This window comes from Streptomyces sp. NPDC031474 (assembly GCF_055581185.1).
In genome coordinates, this window is the sequence record NZ_JBVIJX010000023.1 from 128,482 (window position 1) to 145,973 (window position 17,492).

Below are 17,492 nucleotides of genomic sequence, written 5' to 3' on the forward strand. Positions count from 1 at the left end.
TCGTACCGCCCGGATACGCGCACGGGCCCGTCCCGTACGGCTGCGTCCGTCGCGACGGTCACGGTCGTGATCGCCGCGATCGCCGTGAAGCCAGACTGCCTCCGTTCGGGCCGAGCCCGCCGAGCCCTGTGGATCACCGTCCGCCTGTGGAAAACTCCGCCACCCGGACGAGTGACCACCCTCCCCCTCCCTGTGGATCACCCCTCGTCCCACAGCCCCCTCCCGCCACACCCACACCCACACCCACACCCACTTCCACACCCACTTCCACAACCGCGTCCACACTCACCGCCCCACCCGCCTCCACAGCCCTCCAACTCACCGCGCCCCCGTCCCCGTCGCCGTCCCCGTCGCTGCCCCCGCCCCCGCGCCCGTGACCCGCCCGTACTGCTCCCGGACCTCCCGGTACCGCAGCAGCTCCGCGGCCAGGGGATCCAGCACACGTGCCCGGCCGCACCCGGCCGCCGCCTCCCGCAGCCGGCGTTCCGCGTCCTGCCCGTACCGCCGGGCCGGTCCCCGTGCCGCCATCCGGCAGCTCCACTCGACGAGCGGGCCGCCGATGATGCCCGCCACCATCAGCAGCACCGGAACCCCGAGGTTCGGCGCCATGACCCCGACGATCTGTCCGACCAGCCACAGCCCCCCGACGACCTGGAGCAGGGTCATGGACGCCTGCGCCAGCACGGCTGCCGGCCACCAGCCCGGCCGCGGCGGCCGCCCCGGCGGCAACCCGGCCCGCGCCGCCAGCTCGTCCAGCGCCTCGGGCAGCCCCTGCGCCCCGCGTACGGCCGCCTCCCGCACGGCCTGCGCCCACGGCGCGGGCAGCCCCGCCGAGGCCCGCTCGGACACGGTGCGCACCGCCTGCTCGACGCGCTGTCGTGCCGTGGCCTCCTCGTCGGCCTGGGCACGGACCGGCAGCCGTCCGGTGGGAGGCTCGCCCCGGTCCTGCTGCCAGCGCCACAGCCACAGCCACGGCGTCCCGCACGCCCGGCCCGCATGGCGCAGCCAGGCGCGTTCGGCGGCCTCGCCCGCCGCGGTGGCGCCCACGGCGTCAGCGAGCCGGTCGGCGAACGCGTCCCGCGCCTCCTCGCTGAGCCCGGTGCGCCGACCGGTGGCGTAGACGGGCCGCAGTCGCCACGCGGCGGCCTCCAGATCGGCCGAAACTCGCCGTGCCGCGGCCCCGCGCTCCGCCACGAACTGGCCGAGCAGCTCACGCAGTTCGCCGATCCCGTCCCCGGTGAGCGCGGACAGGGCGAGCACGGTCGCGCCCGGTTCGCCGTACTCGCCGAGGGCGACGCCGTCCTCGTCGAGGAGGCGTCGCAGGTCGTCGAGGACCAGCTCGGCGGCCTCGCCGGGCAGCCGGTCGACCTGGTTGAGGACGACGAACATGACCTCCGCGTGCCCGGCCATGGGCCGCAGATAGCGCTCGTGGAGGACGGCGTCCGCGTACTTCTCCGGGTCGACGACCCAGATGACGGCGTCGACGAGCCCCAGCACCCGGTCGACCTGCTCGCGGTGCTGCACGGCCGCCGAGTCGTGGTCGGGCAGGTCGATCAGCACGAGCCCGCGCAACTGCGCCTCCGCCTCCGGGCTCTGCACCGGCCGTCTGCGCAGCCGGCCCGGAATGCCGAGCCGGTCGATGAGGGTCGCCGCGCCGTCGCTCCAACTGCACGCGATGGGCGCGGCGGTGGTCGGACGTCGTACGCCCGTCTCCGAGATGGTCACTCCGGCCAGGGCGTTGAACAGCTGCGACTTGCCGCTTCCGGTGGCGCCCGCGAGGGCCACGACGGTGTGCTGCCCGGAGAGCCTGCGCCGGGCCACCGCCTCGTCGAGGACCCGGCCGGCCTCGGCGAGGGTCCTGCTGTCGACCCGGGTGCGGGAGAGCCCCACGAGCTCGCGCAGCGCGTCGAGTCGGGAGCGCAGGGGGCCGTCGTACGTGAGCGGGGGCGCGGGCAGGGCACTGCCGACGCCCCCTCCCCCGCCACCGCCCACGCCGCCACCGCCCACGCCCACGCCCATGCCGCCACCGCCGCCGCCACGGCCACCGCCACCGATCCTGCTGGCCACGGCGGTGGCCTCGTTCACGCGGCGAGCGATGAGCCCGTCGTCCCAGGCTCCGACGGCGTCCTTTGACGCCGTCCTGGACGTGGACGACGACGTCGCCGCCGCCGTCGCCGGCGCGGTCTCCGGGTTCTCCTCCCCCGGCGTGCCGCTCTCCCTCTGCTCCTGTCGTGCGTGCTGTTCCAGTTCCTGTTTCTGCTGTTCCCGCTGTTCCTGCTGTTTCTGACGTTCCTGGTGCTCCTGCTGTGGCTGCTGGTCCCTGTTGTCCGTGTGGTCCTGGTCAGTGACGGCGGTCACCGGTCACCTCTCCTTCTGCAGTACGGACAGCGCGGCGATGAGTTCGGCCTGGGGTTCGGGGTGGACGTCGAGTCCGTCGAGGGGGGCGAGGCGGCGCTCTCGTTCGTTGTGCATCACGCGGTCGAGATGCTCGGCGAGCAGTCGTCCGGCCCGGTCGCGCAGCCGCAGCGCCCCATGGGCGCCGATCCGCTCGGCGAGCCCCTCGCCCGCCGAGCGCGCCCTGCGGCCCCCCAGCACGGCGGTGGCGACGAGGGCGGCGACCGATTCCGGATCGGGCGCGACACCGCGTTCCAGGCCGCGTACCTCGTCCTCGGCGTACTCCTCCAGCTCGCGCCGCCACCGTCGTACCGCCAGGCCGATGCGGTGCTCGGCGTTCTCCGGCGCGGTGTCCCGGTCGGTCAGGGAGGGGGCGTTCGCCGCCGGTTCGCGCCGCCAGGCCTCGTCGACGCGCTCGTCGGCGGCGGTGACGGCGCACAGCAGGAGCGCGCCCAGGCTCTCCACGAGGGCGTCGAGGAGTTCGGCGGCGGTGCAGTCCAGCGGGAAGGCCCGCCAGCGTTTGAGCGCGTCGCCGGCGAGCACGGCGCCGCTCTGCAGACGGCCCCGCACGCGCGTGTACTCGCTGTCGTACGCCCCGTCGACGGCCGACGTGAGCCGTAGCGCGGCCGCGTACTGGGCGGCGGTCGCCCCGGCCAGCTCGGGCAGCCGGGCCTTGAGGGAGTCGAGGACGCCGTGTGCCGTGCGGGTCAGGGCGTAGCGGCGGGAGTTGGGATCCTGGACGTGGTGGACGAGCCAGGTCCGCAGCGACGCGACGGCGGTCGCCGGAAGCAGCCCGCCGCCCCAGGCGGACTCGGGCAGCTCGGGCACCGTGAAGCGCGGTACGTCGCCCAGCCCGGCCTTGGTGAGCAGAGCGCCGTACTGCCGGGACACCTCGCCGACGACCTGGTGGGGCACCCGGTCCAGGACGGTCACGAGCATGGCGTCGTACTCCTTGGCGGTGCGGAGCAGATGCCAGGGCACGGCGTCGGCGTAGCGGGCGGCCGTCGTGACCATCACCCAGATGTCGGCGGCGCAGATCAACTCGGCGGCCAGGACGCGGTTGTCGGCGACGAGGGAGTCGATGTCGGGCGCGTCGAGGAGGGCGAGGCCCGGGGGAAGGCTGTCGGCGGTCTCGATGCGCAGCACGCGTCTGCCGTCCTCGCCGGGCAGCAACAGGTCGTCGGCCGACTCCTGATGGGGCGCCCACACGCGCGTGAGGCCGGGTAGCACCCGCATGCCGCTGAACCAGTGATGGTCCTCCGGATGGCAGACGAGCACCGGCGTCCGTGTCGTCGGCCGCAGCACGCCCGCCTCGCTGACGCGCCGTCCTACCAGCGAGTTGACCAGGGTCGACTTGCCGGCGCCGGTGGAGCCGCCCACGACGGCCAGCAGCGGCGCTTCGGGCTGCCTGAGGCGGGGCACCAAGTAGTCGTCTAGCTGGGCGAGCAGTTCGTCGCGGTTGGCACGCGCGCGTGGGGCCCCCGCAAGAGGCAGCGGGAAGCGTGCGGCGGCGACACGGTCGCGCAGGGCGGAGAGTGCGTCGAGCAGCTGAGGCCGTACGTCCAAGGTCACCACATGCGAAGAATGCCCAATTTTAGGGGATTTATGAAGCATATAGGCATGTCTGCGCGCCGATAGGACACAAGGGACGGAAGGCGCGACTGGGACAGAGGCGCAGCCCAGGCATAACGAGTACACAACACCCGTGGCCGTGGACGCCAAAAGCGATGCACGATTCGTACCTGCCTGCGATTATCAGGACCGCTTCACCGAACCTCCACATTGAGCCACGGAGGCGAAGCAACCGGGACAAGGAACCGGGAGCCCTATCCTTGTCCCCGGCAACGTCACGGATCAGCCCACACCCGGGCAGCACGTACGAGGCCACCACACCCGGCCCCCGTAGCTCAGTGGATAGAGCAGGCGCCTTCTAAGCGCTTGGCCGCAGGTTCGAGTCCTGCCGGGGGCGCAAGTCTCCGCCCTCCCTTTGGGAGGGCATTTTTGCTGGTCAGAGCATGTTTCGCGAGGCACGACGAAGCCCCGGACACTCCCCCGATGATCATGGGGAAGGTCCGGGGCCGTCCGGCTGTCACCGGGTTTTGGCGGGTGGCCCTGTCGAATACGTGTCGAAGTTTTCCGCGAGGTGCGTCAGCCCGCACCGGGCGGCTCGGGGAGATCTCCCGCGGCCTCCAGGCGCCGTTTCAAGTCAGGCAGCTGCCCCTCGACGCACCGGGCGTAGGTGGCCAGCAATACCGGCACGCTGTTGCCGGCCCATTCAGCCACCTGGGCGGGTGGGATCCCGTCGTTGAGCCACTTCGTGAGGCGCGTGTGCCGGTTGTCGTACACCCGCTTCCCCGTGGGCGACTCGAAGACGTGCGGGGGCAGGACGGCCTTCCGCGCACTGCGCCACGCCCGGCGGATGACCGAGCCCGCGAGAATGCCGCCCGTCTCCCCCTGGAACAGCAGATCACCGGGCTTGATCTGCTCCTCCTCGACGTGCTGCCGCAGGATGCGCGTCAGGGCGGGATGCCCCGGTACGGTGCGCGTCTCGCCCTCGGCGCGGCCCTTCAGATCGCGTTCCTCGTGGATCTCCCCGGTGTCGGTCCACCGCTTGCCGACCTCCGGAGTCGCCGTGTGGATCAGCAGCTCACACCACTGGTCCCCGGCGTCGGGCCCGGGCAGCGTCACGTCCTGCACTCGCATGGCCACGGCTTCCTCAGGTCGTAGAGCGCAGTAGTACAGCGTGGCGAAGAACGCGTGCAGCCGCATTCCCCCGCGTGGGCGGCGACGGATCCAGTCGAGGAGCGCCGCCGCCTGGTCCGCGTTCATCAAGGACCGCTTGTCCACGGCGTTGCTGGTCTTGGTGACGGCCGTCGACTCCTTCCCCTTGGGCAGTGGATTGGTCCGCAGGACGCGCCGCCGGATCGCGTGCTTCATGACGACGTTGAGGATCCGGCGGTTGCGCTTCCGGGACCAGGCCGCCGCCTGCTTGCCGTCGAGGCGCGTGTCGACGGCTCGCAGGACCTCATCGACCCTCTCCGACTCCTCCCAGACCGAGACCGGCAGGGAGTTGCGCTCCACCCACCTGAGGATGGTCACCACGTCCCGCGGGGCATCCGCACGGCGAGCCGAATTGAACGCCCATTCGCGCAGAGCGGTCCGCACGGCCACCGGGGCGAACTGGGTCGGCTGGGCACGCAGCAGCGCGATGGTGACTGCCGTCAGGGTCTTGGCGGTGTTCTTACGGCTGTTGCCGCCGAGCTCCGCCCAACGGGCGTCCACGTACCCGACGGCGAACGCGTACCAGCTCATCGAGGCCGACTTGGAACGGTGGGACACCGGCAGCCCGGTGGCGATGACGAAGGCTTCGCCCTTCCCCGTGGCCCGGATCAGTTCGGAACGGAAACCCTCGGCGAGCGCGACGGTGCCGAAGGGCTCACGCCAGCGCTTGCCCGCGACCTCCCAGCGCACGGTGTACGTGGTCTTCCGGGCACCCTTGTACGTGAGGATCTTGTAGACCTTCACGTCGTACGTGGTCTCCATCAGGCGGCGTCCTCACGGTCGTCGAGCCAGTGGTCGAGATCGCTCCGCCGGATCCGGAGGTCGCCATTCGGGAGCTTGATGCAGCGCGGCGCACGCCGCTTCGCGCGCCAGTCGTAGAAGGTCGAGCGCGAGACGCCCAGCTCCTCGCAGACCTCCGCGAGGGTCAGCATGCTGCGCGACCGGACAGCCGTGGTCATTCCGTGTTCCCTTCGCTCCGGAGGACTTCGCGGGCGGTCTCGCGGTTGGTGTGCAGGTCGCGCGCGATGGTCGCGGCGAGGGCGGCTTCACCCGGGGTGTGGCCGTGGCCGGCGTACTGCCAGTCGGTCAGGACGAGGACGGTGTCCGGTTCGCGGTCGTCGAGGCCGAGGAGGGACGCCTCCTGCGCGGCGCGGAAGTCGGCGCGTTCCTGGCGGAGGGCGCCGAGGGTGGTGGAGTAGGTGCGCGACTTGGACGAGAAGTGCCCGCGGAAGCCGAGCATGTGCGCCCAGGCCCAGAGGCGTCGGTCCGGGTACAGGACGTCGAGGTCGCGGCATGCGGTGATGAGCCGCCGGGTGTGGTCGGGAACGCCGTGGCGGTCGAGTTCGGCGAGTTCGCCGATGCGGCGGTCCAGGGTGCCGGTGTTCTCGGCGGCCTTGGTGGCGTACTTGGCCACGTACGAGGCGACGGCCTGTTCCGTGATGTCGGAGCCGTCCCCGAAGGCCTTGACCGGGCGGACGTCGAGCTGTCGGCCCCATCGGAACGTCCGGGCAGGCTGGTCCTCGGCGGCCGGAACCGAGACGGACGTGTACGAGTGCGCGGCGGCGGCCCGTACCGCGTCCGTGAGCACGTCGACCGTGGCCCAGGCGGGCGGCGGTGTGCCAGGCCCGTCGGGGCCGTCGAGGCGCACGACTGCGTGGAAGTGCAGAGCCCCGCGCTTCTGGAACTCAGCCACCTTGCCGTACGAGACACGCAGGTGGTCGGCGAGTTCCCGGCGGGCCAGGCCGCCGCGGGCGGCGAGTTCGCGGCGCAGGCGGGTGGTGAAGCGCTGCCAGAGCTGTCCGGCGTAATTGTTGAACAGGACGGCGCCCGCGTAGTCGTAGGCGTCCGGGTCGAGGGCGGTGCCCAGCTCCGGGGCGTCAGGCGCGTGCCGGTCGCCGCAGCGGCAGGGGCCGCCGTGATCGGGTCGGTTGTGGACCGGGCCGAACGAGGGGGCCGTGAGGGTGGCGAAGACGCGCGGATGATCGCGGACGTCGGCGGGGATGTCGCGGCGGTCGTCCCCGGCCAGGCCGGCGCGGATCAGGTGGTAGGTGTCGCCCGCGTAGGTCCAGGCGCAGGAGGGACAGCGAGAGGCCCGGCGGTTGCCGCAAGCGAGGCGGAGGCGGCCGCCCGGCTCGTTCTCGGTGGAGTAGTGGTGCAGCGTCTCGCCGGTGGTCTTGTCCTTGGTGAGCGTCCAGCCGGTCAGGTGAATTGGGTCGGAGCAGCCGCCGGTACGGCGGATCTGGTCCTCCCAGCGGGTGTAGTCGGAGGCCGAGGCCACCCGGAGGATGTCTCCGAGGATGATCGGATCGAGCGATTGGACGGGCGTATGCGTCTTCTGTGCCGCAGGTGAGGCCCGGTGGGCCATGCTGGAGGTTCCTTCCGGTTGCGAGATCGATCGGTGGGGACAGCTCCCGGGCGGCGGATGCTTGGCGGTATCAGGGCCGCCCGGGGGCCGGTCAGCGACGCTTGGCGTCGGCGGTGATCAGGGAGCGCAGGACGACGGCGCAGACGGCGACGGACACGCCGGTGATGGCGACCGCCAGGAGCAGCGAGACCAGGACGGCGCCGAGGACGAGGACCATAGCCGTGCCAGCGCCGACGAGCGCGAGCGCAGTGCCGGGGGTGAGCTGGACGACCGGGCGGGACGGGACCGGGGCGACGGGCGTCGACGGCGGTACCGGAACGCCCGGGGTGACGGTGGTCGGCTCGACGGCGGCGGGCCGGGAGACGATCCCGGTCGGGGTGGGCATGGTGGGGATCTTCGGGCGGAGCATGACGGGTCCCCCTACTTGGTGATGGCGGTGTCGATGACCGGGGCGAGCAGGCTGTCGGCGATGAGGTAGCCGCCGAGGAGCAGCACCAGGACCAGCCAGAGGGGCGGGCGGAAGAGCTTGCAGCCGAGGTAGCCGACGACGGCGAGGGCGAACCAGAGCGGGACCTGCATGATGGTGTCTCCTAGCGGACGCGGCAGCGGTGGGTGCGGGCGGCGAGCTGGGCGGCGGTGCCGCTGGAGTAGTCGGCGGACCATCCGCAGCGGTCGGCGGTGCAGACGGCGGCGTGCTTGGTGCGGCCGTTGCGGTCGCGGTGGGTGCCGATCTGCACCGGGCCGATCCGCATGACGGAGTGGAAGTTGTCGCGGGCGGGCATGTCAGTCGGTCTCCTCACGGGTTGCGGTCGGGTCGGGGAAGCTGGCGCGGATGCCAGCGGCGGTGGCCGGGTCGGTGGTGCGCTGTGCGGCTTCCTCGGCAAGCAGGTGGGCGAGGTAGGGCCGGTCGGCGGCGGTCATCTCGCGGGCGCCGTCGAGGTAGTCGGAGGCGGTCAGGTCGGCGGGGTCGGAGGTCATCTGTCGTCCTGTCTTCCGGGTCAGGTGAGCTGGGCGGCGATGGCGTCGGCGAGGTGCGGCGGGACACCGAGGCGGGCGCGCAGGGTGTCGGTGTCGATCGGGGCGCCGGTGCGGTCGCGGTAGTCGGCAGCGACCTTGCGGGCGTGGTCGACGAGGACGGCGGGAACCGCGGGGGCCGGGTCGGCGGGCGGAAGCGCCGGCGGTTCCGCCACCGAGGTCGGGGTGGGCGCCGGGTCCGGCACGGGTTCGGCTTCTGGCTCGGGGTCTGTGACGGAGTCGGTTTCCGGTGCGGGTGCCGGCTCATCCGGGAGCCGGTGTTCGGCGGAGTGGGCGAGGAGGGTGCCGCCGAGGAAGGCGAGGGCGGGCCATCCGGCGATGCCTAGGCGCAGCAGGGCGGGCGGGTCGGCCAGGTCGAGGAATCCGGCGGTGGCGACGTTGGCACCGAGGGAGGCGAACAGGGCGATGAGGAACCAGCACCAGGCCAGCCGGGACGGTCCGTCAGAGCGGAGGCGGCGCCAGGCGGCGACCATGAGCAGATCCACGCTGACCGGGTAGGCCCAGGCCTTCCAGCCGACCTGTCCGGCAGCGGCGGCCAAGTCGTGCAGGTGGGCGAAGGACAGGGCCCCGGCAATCACGGCCTGGACCAGGACGGCGTCGACACGTAGGACGTGACGGGCGGCCATCAGGACTCCTCCCCGGTCGGCGGCTCGGGAAGCGAGGCGGCCAGGGAGGGGCTGACGACGTCGACGAAGTCGAGGTCGGCGCCGCTGGTGTCGGCGTAGAGGGCAAGCTGGCCCAGGAGCAGGACGGTGCGGGCAAAGTCCTCGCAGTCGGGGCACATGACGCGAGTTCTCCCTTCATCAGGCATGGCGGGGGTAGGGACTTGGCGCGAAGGGCGGTCGCGCCGGCCGATGGGACGAGCGAGAGATCAGGCGGTGGCCGGAGAAGGATTGACCGACGGCAAGGGAGCGGCGGCGGGTCCGGCGAGGGCGGGCCGGAACGCTGCCAGTTCGGGCAGGGCCGGGGTCCGGTCGGCGTGCCGGTTGCAGAGGTTCACGGCTTGGCGGAGCGAGGTATGCGGAGCCCGGATGCGGTGCCAGCCGCCGGAGGAGTCACCCGCAATGGCGATCCCCCGCAACTCGGCTGGGATCTGGATGGCGGCGAGGACGGCGTCCGGGGAGATGTCGCCGAAGGCCATGTTGGCGCTGGTCTCGTCGTTGACGCGGTGGGCGGTGCGGCCGGTGAGCTGGGCGCGGAGCATGGTGATGCCCTTGCCGAGTTCGGAGCCGAAGCGCTGCCCGCAGATTTCGAGGTAGATGCCGGCCGCGCGGCCGAGCTGGGCGAGGCGGACCAATGCGGTGATGATCCGGTCCCGCCGCTTCTCCTCCTCCTTGCTTGCGTACAGGGCGAGTTCGGCAACCTCGTCGACCAGGACCACGATCGGGGTCGGACGCAGTTCGTCGGGCAGATCCCAGATGTCGGCGGCGATCTCCGCGTCCGGCACGTCGACCGTGATCCGCTGCTGGGCACGGATGAGCTGATAGACGTCTGCCATCCGAGTCACGAGCGCGTCGAGCAGTTCGGCGGCGGTGTCGGGGTTGTCGGCGAGGGCGGAGAACCGGCGGGCCAGCGGGAACAGCTCGACCCCCTGTTTGCAGTCGATGCCGACGAGCGCGACGTCCATGGGGGCGAGTCCGACGACCAGGTTGCGTTGGTAGACGGACTTGCCGGATTCCGTGGCACCGAGGGTGAGGGCGTGGGGTATCGCCCGGTAGTCGCGGTAGTGCACCGAGCCGTCCTGTCGCAGGGCAACGGGAACTCGCATGGGCCGGGTCTCGGTCGTGGCGGGCATCTGCACCCGCTTGAGCACGTCGTAGCCGGTCATCCGCACCTCTACGACGCCGGACCGCAGCTCACGCGAGGAAACGCCGTACATCGAGAACGAGTGCCGCAGTCGGTCCGAGGCAGCGGCGACGTCGAAGGCGTCCTGTCCGGGGCGCAATTTGAGCCGCAGGACCAGGCCGGTGCGAGTCGGCCGGAGCCGCAGGATGCGCGGCGGACGGGACTCCGGCATAGGGCGGTTGGTGGCCCGTGCAAGGGCGAGCCGCCATCTCGCGGGCGGTACGGTCAGCCCGCACGCGTCCATGACGGAGCCGTACCGGATCAGAACCCGCAGCGTGGCCAGGGCGACCCCGAAGGCCAGCCAGTACCAGGCGGGACGCCGCCACCGCAGGAGACCCGCGGCGGCGACGACCAGCACCAGAGCGACCGTGAAGCCGGTCATGATCAGGCCGCCTTCGGCCCTGCGGCGGCGTTGACGTTGGCGAGCGAGGTGACCGCGACCGCGCGGAACGCGATGCCGTGCCGCTTCTGACCGTTGAAGTCGTTCTCCCAGGGCCGGGCGACCAGGCCGGTGAGCGCGACCGGCGTGCCCATCGCCAGCTCGCCGCTGATCCCGGGCTCCGGGACGGTGATGGACAGGATCTCCACCTCCTCGTTCGCCGCGAACATCACGTCGACCGTCATCAGCTTCGAACCGGACTCGATGTCCATGGCGATCTCGCCCGTACGGCGGTCCTTGACCTTGGGCTGCGGGGTCTTGGCGACCATCACGATCGCGGCGGAGGTGTCGACGGGAATCTGACGCATAGCGGAGCACTCCTCTATAGATGCTGAACTCCGCCACTCATGTACATGAGTGACATGAAGAAGAGTGCACCACTCCTATACATGAGTCAACCCGCCGCGAAGAGGAACTCGCGACGGGCTGTGAGAAGTTGAGCGAGCGTCAGTCGTCGGCAGGGATGCGGTACTCGAAAACGAACTGGTCAGCGGCCATGAGCGTGTCGCACACCTCGATCGCGAGACCCGCGGTCGTACGGGCCTCCCGGATCAGGTGAATCACGGCAGCACCCGGGCTCAGCGCAAGCTCCGCGGCCTCCGCCTTCGAGGCCGGCCGCGCTTGCAGCGTCTCGACGAACTCCGCGAACTCATGGCCGTGGTCTTCGAGTCGGGCGTAGATACCGCCGCCGCCGGGGTTCTCGGCGAACAGCTCCGGGATCTCCTTCACGACGTCCCACGGCAGGTAGGACGTGGCGGTCTCGACCGGAACGCCGTTGCGGAAGTAGAGACGTCGGCGGGCCAGCACTTGCGCACCGGCAGGGACACCCAGCCGCTGGGCGGCGTCCTCGGGAGCCTCCATGGGCCCGATGTAGAGGACGCTCACCTTTGCGGTGGCGCCGGACTGCGCGGACTCCGCAAGGTAGGCCGCCTGCCCTCCTTGCCGGAGCGAGCGCCGGAAGCGGTCGGAGGAGCGGTGCCGCACAGGAGGCCGGTTCTTCACGATCGAACCCTTGCCGTGCCGGGTCTCGACGAGCCCACTCGCCCGCACCTCGGCCATCGCCTTACGGATCGTCCCGCCAGACACGCCGTAGCGATCCACCAGCTCGGATTCACTCGGCACCATGTCACCAGGCTTCAGAACCCCCGCCCGGATCTGCTGCACGATCTCTTCCGCGATCTGCACGTACCGAGGCCCGGCCGTGCCCCCTCCAGCAGCAGTTCCCATAGTCCTTCTCTGCCTCCTAAGCTCCTCTACATGAGTCAACCACAGGAAGCGACCACGCCTCCCCTGCACTCCGTGTCCGTAGCCGGAGTGGTGGTGCGCGAGGACGGCCGCCTCCTGGCGATCCGCCGAGCCGACAACGGCACCTGGGAGCTCCCCGGCGGCATCCTCGAACTCGACGAGACCCCGGAGGCCGGCGTCACCCGCGAGGTCCTGGAGGAGACAGGCATCCACGTCGAGGTGGACGAACTCACCGGCGTCTACAAGAACATGGTCCGAGGCGTCGTAGCCCTGGTCTTCCGCTGCAAGCCCTCCGGCGGCACCGAACGCACCTCAGACGAATCCACGGCAGTCTCATGGCTGACACCCAACGAGGTCAGCGACCGCATGTCCGAGGCCTTCGCCATCAGACTCCTGGACGCCTTGGACGGCAACGGCCCCCATGTCCGAAGCCACGACGGACAGAACCTCGTCCCAGAGGGATAAGACTTTCTCTCCTTCATCAAGGCCCGCGCACGGCGCGGGCGTGCGCCACCGGGCGCGGCCTGCCTCCTGTCTGCGCCCCGGCCGGCCGCGCCCGGCGGCGCGCTGGCGGCTATAGGAACGACGTGCGAGAAACCTGCAGTGCTGCTTATCCAACGTCTGAACCGAATAGCGCGGTTGAGGGCCGGTGGTGGGAGCGCAGGCACACGCACTCCTGGCCGTTCGGCGCGCCCGGCGTCGTGGCTGACTTTCTCGGGCTGAGGTTCAGACGGTGTCGTCGTGTTCCGTGCCCATTTCCCTTGTGGTCAATATGCATCGACGGATGGTGGGCGATTTTCCGTTTCGATTCGGAACTTCTCAAGAAGAGTCGGCGGAAGGACATCTCCCGTGACTGCGCTCGTCAGCCGATCGATGATCTCGATATGATCGTCTTGCGCGAGTGGAACACCAACGAATCCCTCGAATTGAGATAGCTTACCTGTAGCGTATGCCCCTCCGCCACTCAGCGTGTTATTCATGAGCCCCTTTGATACCGAAAGAAGCTCTTGCAGGAAATTTTCTACGCCAATCACTACAAGCTTTTGTGGGGCCTTTTCGACGGTCTCGAAGAATGAGTTGAAATAGTAGGTTGATCGGCCTGCCAGGAACTGCACAGCGCGCCATTCTCCGGAAATCTTCTTCCTATCGGGCGTGAAAGGAAGCCAGTACTCGTCGGCACTCTTCGCGGAGTCCAGCGCTGGCAAGGTAACCATCTGACTGAGGTCGGCCCTATAGTCTCCCAATACAACTGCAGTGCGCATTTCTGACGATCGCGCCTTTGAAAGTGACCGCCTCACTGATTCTGCTGTCACACTTACACGCGCTTGCAGATACGAGAGAAGCTTCGAAGCTGCCGCCTGCAGCCCCTCGCTGTCCTCAGTCACAAATTTCCTGGCAACCGAGAAGGCGATCAACTCACTAGTGTCTCGACCGTCCATCCACTCCTGCGGAGCGTCTATGTGGCGGACGCCACCCCGTTCTTCATCTTTGTTGAGAATCAACTGACTAAGAAGAGGTTCAGATATGAAAAGTTTCCTCGACTCTCTAAAGTCCTTCAGGGCAAGCTGCTCCATGCAGAAGTCACAAAAACAGTGCAGGGTGTAACCGACACGGCCTGACGTGACGGAATTTGGGAAAACATCGGTGATATCCAGAACCACCCCGTCTACTCCGACATCGGCCAGTTCCGAGATGAGATCCCCAATAATTTCCTGTGTCACCGGGTTCACCATGCAGACCTGAGGAAGCTCATCACCGAACTGATCCACAAGCCATAGCGCCGGATTCTCGAGGAATCCCAACTCCACTACGATCGAAGCCCAGACAACGCCATCTTCACCCAAAGCCTCGCGGGCTGCTGCTACCCACTGTGGGAGCAGGTTTGTACCGCTGAATGACTTCGGGGTCGGGTGCACAATGGAGTTAAAAAGAGGACCGGAGAACCCCACAGCTGGCAGAACAATTTCATTCGCTGATCGCTGCGTGAATTCGGCATACCTACGGAGCCAATGGCTTACCGGATGAAAGCGCAACATTTCCCCGGAAGGAATGTAGCAGATCGAGCGTGCCTCTTGAATCGCGGGTGACATCGCTTCAACCTCCCTATTCGATCTTTAGTTCGGAATACGCTGAAGCGTCTGTTGAAATTCCTGCACTGTGTCGTTAGGCGTGTGACCATCAACAAATCGAAGCAAGAGATTTCGTGCTTGTCGCGGTGCGTCACGGCCGCCTTCGTGACGAATAGGAATGACCCCCGGAGTGGGAACTGTTGGCTCCTGCTTCAACTCCAAGAAGTCAGGCCCCTCAAGGAGAGCTCTAAAAGTTATCGCCAGGGCATACACGTCAGAGGCAAAAGATATCTCCTCCGCCCCTGTTCGCACACCGACAGGAAAGAAGGCCGCCCTTCCTCCAACCAGAAGGCTGCCCGAGCCATGACTGAGCACTCCTTCTTCTACGATCTTTAGCAGGCCAAAATCGGCAAGCTTATAGAGATTCTCGCTTGCATCAAAGAGAATGTTCCATGGCGCGATGTCACTGTGAACCATACCACCCCGATGAGCAATTTTTACGGCATCAGATATTGCGAAGAGCGTTATCTTGGCTTGCGCCAAGGACATCTTCCCCATGTTCTGCGAGATGTCTACCCATGATTGTCCATTTCGCGGCTCGATCCATTCCATAACGAAGTACGGGACATTGTCCACCATTCCCAGATCATTTACCTTCACGATGTTCCGCGATACCGCACCGAGCCTTGCCCCGGCTTGCGCCTCCTTGATGAAAGCCCGTCTCGCGGTATTGTTAAGTTCCCAGTCGAGCATCTCATCAATTGTCTTGATAGCCACCCGACAATCAAACAAGAGATCATGAGCCTGCCAGACCTGGCCACACCCGCCTCTCCCTATCGGTTTTTCGGAGATGTCCACGTAGCGAAATACCCGGTCAAGTGCAGACCTCACGATCGTAACCATGGCAACTTCCCCAAATCGCATGACTCATCGCATCGACACTCGAAACAAGCGCCGCTTGCCGAAATTCGCTGGCTAATCTCCTCGGAAATGCAGGACCCGTAGGAAGCTCGCGGATTATGGGCAGGCATGTCCGCACCGCGGCCGAAGCTGAGGGTGGTGGTATGTGAAGGCGCGAGGTTGATAACTCATTTACTGGCTTCGTCGTTGCAGATGAAACTTGCTCTCACATCAGTGACTGCAATGCCCGTTGGGTTCACCACCACCGTGAGCACCTCCGCGCCGTCTAGCTCTATTCTCTCTCCGAAACTGAGCACTCGCACCTCGACTGGGCGCGTTCCGTGGCTTCGCAAGCACTTCCTGAGCCGTTGAGCGCTGCGGTGTCAGAAGGAAAGCCAAGCAGCGTGGCTGAGGCTGGCCGGGGTGCAACGAAACACACGCGTGCCTGACCGGTCGACATACCCGCCTTCGTGGCTGGCTGTCATCGGCTGAGGCTCGGACCTCCAAGGCCGAGGTTCCGCCCGGGGTTCTTCACAGCAACGGGTCGTGCCATTCACGTGCCAGATAGTGCGAGGAACTACTGGGAACAGCGGAGATTAGCCGCAGGTGGGACCAGGGTTCCAACACCTCCCCGCCGCAGATCTGCCCGGCAACTGCCGCTAGAAGAACGTCCCAAGCTGATAGCTCAACGTCGTCGTCACGGGCCGGCCGTCACGACTTGCTCTAGTCGACGGCACCAACAGCGTGGCTGAGGCCGGTGGGGGTGCAGCGAGGCATACGCGTGCGTGGTCGGTCGGCGCGCCCGCCGTCGTGGCTGACTGTCGTCAGCTGAGGTTCAGACAGGGCGTGTCGAAGGTGCGGACCGTCTGTCAGTGCGGCGTGAGAGCCTCCGGCCATGAGCTACGACCTGGCTGTGTGGGAGGGCGCGCGCCCTGCGGACGACAAGGCGGCCGCACGAGCGTTCACGAACCTCTATGAGCACTACGTCGACACGGATGTTGAGCATCCGCCGACCGAACGCATAGCGGCTTACGTGGCTGGCCTCCTGGAGCGGTGGTGTGACCTGACCGAGGACGAGGAGGACACCTCCCCCTGGTCGACGGGGCCGCTGATCGGAGAGGCATGCGGCCCGCTCGTCTACTTCCCGATGCGCTGGAGCATGGCTGAGGAGGCCTCCACCTACGCGGCGGCCCTCGCAGACTCGATGGGGCTGGTCTGCTTCGACCCTCAGCAGAACCGGCTCAGGCCCTGAGGCTGGGAGCGCGCTCCCGTCTCAGTTTCCGTCTCATTCAGCGCCGTTCACGGACGTTCAGACGGGACCGGAGGCGGTAGCCGCTCAGACGACCGACCGCTTATGAACGCAGGTGAACGGCCCCGTCCGAGGCCCCCGGGCCCACCACCACAGTTGGAAAGCGTGTACCTGGTGATATCGCTGGCGTATGGGCCGCATCGGTGCTCAACCCCACTGTCAGACTGGGGCTGTACGGTCCGCTCCATGGCTGAGAGACCTACGACGAACTGGCGCGACGGCATAGCCAAGGAAGCCGAAGAGCTTGCCGCCGGCACCCTGGCCCCTGAGTGCGCCTGCATGGCGGCACTGTTCCCCGAAGAACTGCTCACGTCGACCGATGCCGTCCTCGACACCTTCGAGAGGGAGCTTCCCGGGCTGAGCGAGGCAGACGACGCGCAGATCTTCGGCGTCGTGGAACGCGTCGTCCTGGCCCTGAACACCGTGAACGAAGCCCACAACGAAAGCGCCTACGAAACCGACGAGCGCGAGCAACTGTGCGACTTCATCGACCAATCGCTCACTGAGCACGGCATCAACATCGTCGCACTGGCCGCCCGGCATGGACTCGGCCGGTACCAGATCACGGACAAGTGGCGGAAGTGGTAAGCCGCTCGCTGGGCATCGTTCCTGACGCAGCATCACTGCCGCACCACAACCGCACCAGATCCAGCGGGGAACAGCGGGGAACCACGGTGAAAGCAGCCGAGCCCGACGATGCCGCACCCGAACCGTTCGCCCAGATCAGTGCCCCAACCAGCTCCAAATGCCCGCAGCTTCCCAGGCTGAGATCCTCGATACGTTCCATCAGGCCGTCTATCCAACCCACCACCGCCACTGGGCTTCATCGACGGTACGCGTACGCGGCTGTGAGCCTGCCACCCCGTATCCTCAGTCAGCTTTGAGGCCACCGTGCGGGCTACTGGGGGAAGCAATGAAGTGGTCGATCGGAAGTTGGATACGGGTCCGGCGTGCGCGCCAACAGCGCTGGGATGCAGACATCATCCGCGCCCTTAGGATCCCCGTCCCAAGGCTCACTGGCTTCGTAGGTGGCGGTTGACGCCACTTGTAGGTCAGTTCTGACTCCACCCGGTGCCTGGGGGGACCTGACTTTGTAGGTGCGAAATGACT

At 67.9% G+C, this 17,492-nt stretch carries 19 protein-coding genes and 1 tRNA gene; 4 read left to right on the plus strand and 16 right to left on the minus strand.

Translation table 11 applies throughout. From position 1 onward, the window contains the following. Nucleotides 1-318 precede the first annotated feature (318 nt). Nucleotides 319-2,358, minus strand: a complete 2,040-nt coding sequence (locus tag ACZ5SK_RS39535) for a YfjP family GTPase (protein ID WP_334579803.1) — start codon at nucleotides 2,356-2,358, stop codon at nucleotides 319-321. Between the two features lie 3 nt (nucleotides 2,359-2,361). Further along, complete coding sequence (locus ACZ5SK_RS39540) at nucleotides 2,362-3,969, minus strand: dynamin family protein (protein ID WP_334579802.1); 1,608 nt, start codon at nucleotides 3,967-3,969, stop codon at nucleotides 2,362-2,364. A 321-nt stretch (nucleotides 3,970-4,290) separates the two neighbouring features. Between ACZ5SK_RS39540 and ACZ5SK_RS39545 the strand changes: the two genes are divergently transcribed. Then, nucleotides 4,291-4,363: transfer RNA gene (locus ACZ5SK_RS39545), tRNA-Arg, on the plus strand. 179 nt (nucleotides 4,364-4,542) lie between these two features. On the opposite strand, the gene ACZ5SK_RS39550 is transcribed toward ACZ5SK_RS39545, so the two are convergent. The 12 genes from ACZ5SK_RS39550 to ACZ5SK_RS39605 form a co-directional block, all read right to left on the minus strand. Further along, complete coding sequence (locus ACZ5SK_RS39550) at nucleotides 4,543-5,937, minus strand: tyrosine-type recombinase/integrase (protein WP_468577330.1); 1,395 nt, start codon at nucleotides 5,935-5,937, stop codon at nucleotides 4,543-4,545. After that, a complete protein-coding gene (locus ACZ5SK_RS39555) occupies nucleotides 5,937-6,134 on the minus strand; it encodes a helix-turn-helix transcriptional regulator (protein WP_351004246.1) in 198 nt (65 codons plus the stop codon). Before ACZ5SK_RS39555 ends, ACZ5SK_RS39550 begins: the two co-directional genes overlap by 1 nt. Next, entirely contained in the window at nucleotides 6,131-7,540 is a 1,410-nt protein-coding gene (gene repSA, locus ACZ5SK_RS39560; RefSeq protein ID WP_468577332.1) for a replication initiator protein RepSA, read from the minus strand. The genes ACZ5SK_RS39555 and repSA overlap by 4 nt, the downstream gene beginning before the upstream one ends. A gap of 91 nt (nucleotides 7,541-7,631) precedes the next feature. Then, nucleotides 7,632-7,949, minus strand: a complete 318-nt coding sequence (locus ACZ5SK_RS39565) for a SpdD-like protein (RefSeq protein ID WP_468577334.1) — start codon at nucleotides 7,947-7,949, stop codon at nucleotides 7,632-7,634. An 11-nt stretch (nucleotides 7,950-7,960) separates the two neighbouring features. Continuing rightward, on the minus strand, nucleotides 7,961-8,119 hold the full coding sequence (locus tag ACZ5SK_RS39570) for a hypothetical protein (RefSeq protein WP_266717816.1): 159 nt from the start codon (nucleotides 8,117-8,119) through the stop codon (nucleotides 7,961-7,963). Nucleotides 8,120-8,130: 11 nt separating this feature from the next. After that, entirely contained in the window at nucleotides 8,131-8,322 is a 192-nt protein-coding gene (locus ACZ5SK_RS39575) for a mobile element transfer protein (protein WP_062641684.1), read from the minus strand. A gap of 1 nt (nucleotide 8,323) precedes the next feature. Continuing rightward, nucleotides 8,324-8,518 (minus strand): hypothetical protein, encoded by a 195-nt coding sequence (locus ACZ5SK_RS39580; protein WP_468577336.1) that lies wholly within the window; start codon nucleotides 8,516-8,518, stop codon nucleotides 8,324-8,326. A gap of 20 nt (nucleotides 8,519-8,538) precedes the next feature. Next, entirely contained in the window at nucleotides 8,539-9,201 is a 663-nt protein-coding gene (locus ACZ5SK_RS39585; RefSeq protein WP_468577338.1) for a DUF2637 domain-containing protein, read from the minus strand. Then, on the minus strand, nucleotides 9,201-9,359 hold the full coding sequence (locus tag ACZ5SK_RS39590) for a hypothetical protein (RefSeq protein ID WP_215207556.1): 159 nt from the start codon (nucleotides 9,357-9,359) through the stop codon (nucleotides 9,201-9,203). Before ACZ5SK_RS39590 ends, ACZ5SK_RS39585 begins: the two co-directional genes overlap by 1 nt. Nucleotides 9,360-9,446: 87 nt before the next feature. Then, complete coding sequence (locus tag ACZ5SK_RS39595) at nucleotides 9,447-10,802, minus strand: FtsK/SpoIIIE domain-containing protein (protein ID WP_468577340.1); 1,356 nt, start codon at nucleotides 10,800-10,802, stop codon at nucleotides 9,447-9,449. A gap of 2 nt (nucleotides 10,803-10,804) precedes the next feature. Then, nucleotides 10,805-11,167, minus strand: coding sequence for an SCO3933 family regulatory protein (locus tag ACZ5SK_RS39600; RefSeq protein ID WP_351004240.1), 363 nt, complete (start codon nucleotides 11,165-11,167; stop codon nucleotides 10,805-10,807). Between the two features lie 139 nt (nucleotides 11,168-11,306). Further along, on the minus strand, nucleotides 11,307-12,086 hold the full coding sequence (locus ACZ5SK_RS39605; protein ID WP_468577342.1) for a GntR family transcriptional regulator: 780 nt from the start codon (nucleotides 12,084-12,086) through the stop codon (nucleotides 11,307-11,309). A 30-nt stretch (nucleotides 12,087-12,116) separates the two neighbouring features. Here ACZ5SK_RS39605 and ACZ5SK_RS39610 point away from each other — a divergent pair, with 30 nt between their 5' ends. Continuing rightward, nucleotides 12,117-12,569, plus strand: coding sequence for an NUDIX hydrolase (locus tag ACZ5SK_RS39610; protein ID WP_468577343.1), 453 nt, complete (start codon nucleotides 12,117-12,119; stop codon nucleotides 12,567-12,569). Nucleotides 12,570-12,871: 302 nt separating this feature from the next. On the opposite strand, the gene ACZ5SK_RS39615 is transcribed toward ACZ5SK_RS39610, so the two are convergent. Both ACZ5SK_RS39615 and ACZ5SK_RS39620 read right to left on the minus strand, forming a co-directional pair. Next, complete coding sequence (locus ACZ5SK_RS39615) at nucleotides 12,872-14,194, minus strand: hypothetical protein (protein WP_468577344.1); 1,323 nt, start codon at nucleotides 14,192-14,194, stop codon at nucleotides 12,872-12,874. 24 nt (nucleotides 14,195-14,218) lie between these two features. Beyond that, on the minus strand, nucleotides 14,219-15,031 hold the full coding sequence (locus tag ACZ5SK_RS39620; protein ID WP_468577345.1) for a serine/threonine-protein kinase: 813 nt from the start codon (nucleotides 15,029-15,031) through the stop codon (nucleotides 14,219-14,221). Nucleotides 15,032-15,968: 937 nt separating this feature from the next. On the opposite strand from ACZ5SK_RS39620, the gene ACZ5SK_RS39625 reads away from it, so the two are divergent. Both ACZ5SK_RS39625 and ACZ5SK_RS39630 read left to right on the plus strand, forming a co-directional pair. Continuing rightward, nucleotides 15,969-16,325, plus strand: a complete 357-nt coding sequence (locus ACZ5SK_RS39625) for a hypothetical protein (RefSeq protein WP_468577346.1) — start codon at nucleotides 15,969-15,971, stop codon at nucleotides 16,323-16,325. 243 nt (nucleotides 16,326-16,568) lie between these two features. Then, nucleotides 16,569-16,970, plus strand: a complete 402-nt coding sequence (locus ACZ5SK_RS39630; RefSeq protein ID WP_468577347.1) for a hypothetical protein — start codon at nucleotides 16,569-16,571, stop codon at nucleotides 16,968-16,970. Nucleotides 16,971-17,492 lie beyond the last annotated feature (522 nt).

Coding starts and splice junctions, on each gene's coding strand:
- ACZ5SK_RS39580 (WP_468577336.1), bottom strand. CDS start 8,518: ATGACCTCCGACCCCGCCGACCTGACCGCCTCCGACTACCTCGACGGC.
- ACZ5SK_RS39625 (WP_468577346.1), top strand. CDS start 15,969: ATGAGCTACGACCTGGCTGTGTGGGAGGGCGCGCGCCCTGCGGACGAC.
- repSA (WP_468577332.1), bottom strand. CDS start 7,540: ATGGCCCACCGGGCCTCACCTGCGGCACAGAAGACGCATACGCCCGTC.
- ACZ5SK_RS39590 (WP_215207556.1), bottom strand. CDS start 9,359: ATGTGCCCCGACTGCGAGGACTTTGCCCGCACCGTCCTGCTCCTGGGC.
- ACZ5SK_RS39575 (WP_062641684.1), bottom strand. CDS start 8,322: ATGCCCGCCCGCGACAACTTCCACTCCGTCATGCGGATCGGCCCGGTG.
- ACZ5SK_RS39570 (WP_266717816.1), bottom strand. CDS start 8,119: ATGCAGGTCCCGCTCTGGTTCGCCCTCGCCGTCGTCGGCTACCTCGGC.
- ACZ5SK_RS39600 (WP_351004240.1), bottom strand. CDS start 11,167: ATGCGTCAGATTCCCGTCGACACCTCCGCCGCGATCGTGATGGTCGCC.
- ACZ5SK_RS39585 (WP_468577338.1), bottom strand. CDS start 9,201: ATGGCCGCCCGTCACGTCCTACGTGTCGACGCCGTCCTGGTCCAGGCC.
- ACZ5SK_RS39630 (WP_468577347.1), top strand. CDS start 16,569: ATGGCTGAGAGACCTACGACGAACTGGCGCGACGGCATAGCCAAGGAA.
- ACZ5SK_RS39565 (WP_468577334.1), bottom strand. CDS start 7,949: ATGCTCCGCCCGAAGATCCCCACCATGCCCACCCCGACCGGGATCGTC.
- ACZ5SK_RS39595 (WP_468577340.1), bottom strand. CDS start 10,802: ATGACCGGCTTCACGGTCGCTCTGGTGCTGGTCGTCGCCGCCGCGGGT.
- ACZ5SK_RS39610 (WP_468577343.1), top strand. CDS start 12,117: ATGAGTCAACCACAGGAAGCGACCACGCCTCCCCTGCACTCCGTGTCC.
- ACZ5SK_RS39555 (WP_351004246.1), bottom strand. CDS start 6,134: ATGACCACGGCTGTCCGGTCGCGCAGCATGCTGACCCTCGCGGAGGTC.
- ACZ5SK_RS39550 (WP_468577330.1), bottom strand. CDS start 5,937: ATGGAGACCACGTACGACGTGAAGGTCTACAAGATCCTCACGTACAAG.
- ACZ5SK_RS39605 (WP_468577342.1), bottom strand. CDS start 12,086: ATGGGAACTGCTGCTGGAGGGGGCACGGCCGGGCCTCGGTACGTGCAG.
- ACZ5SK_RS39615 (WP_468577344.1), bottom strand. CDS start 14,194: ATGTCACCCGCGATTCAAGAGGCACGCTCGATCTGCTACATTCCTTCC.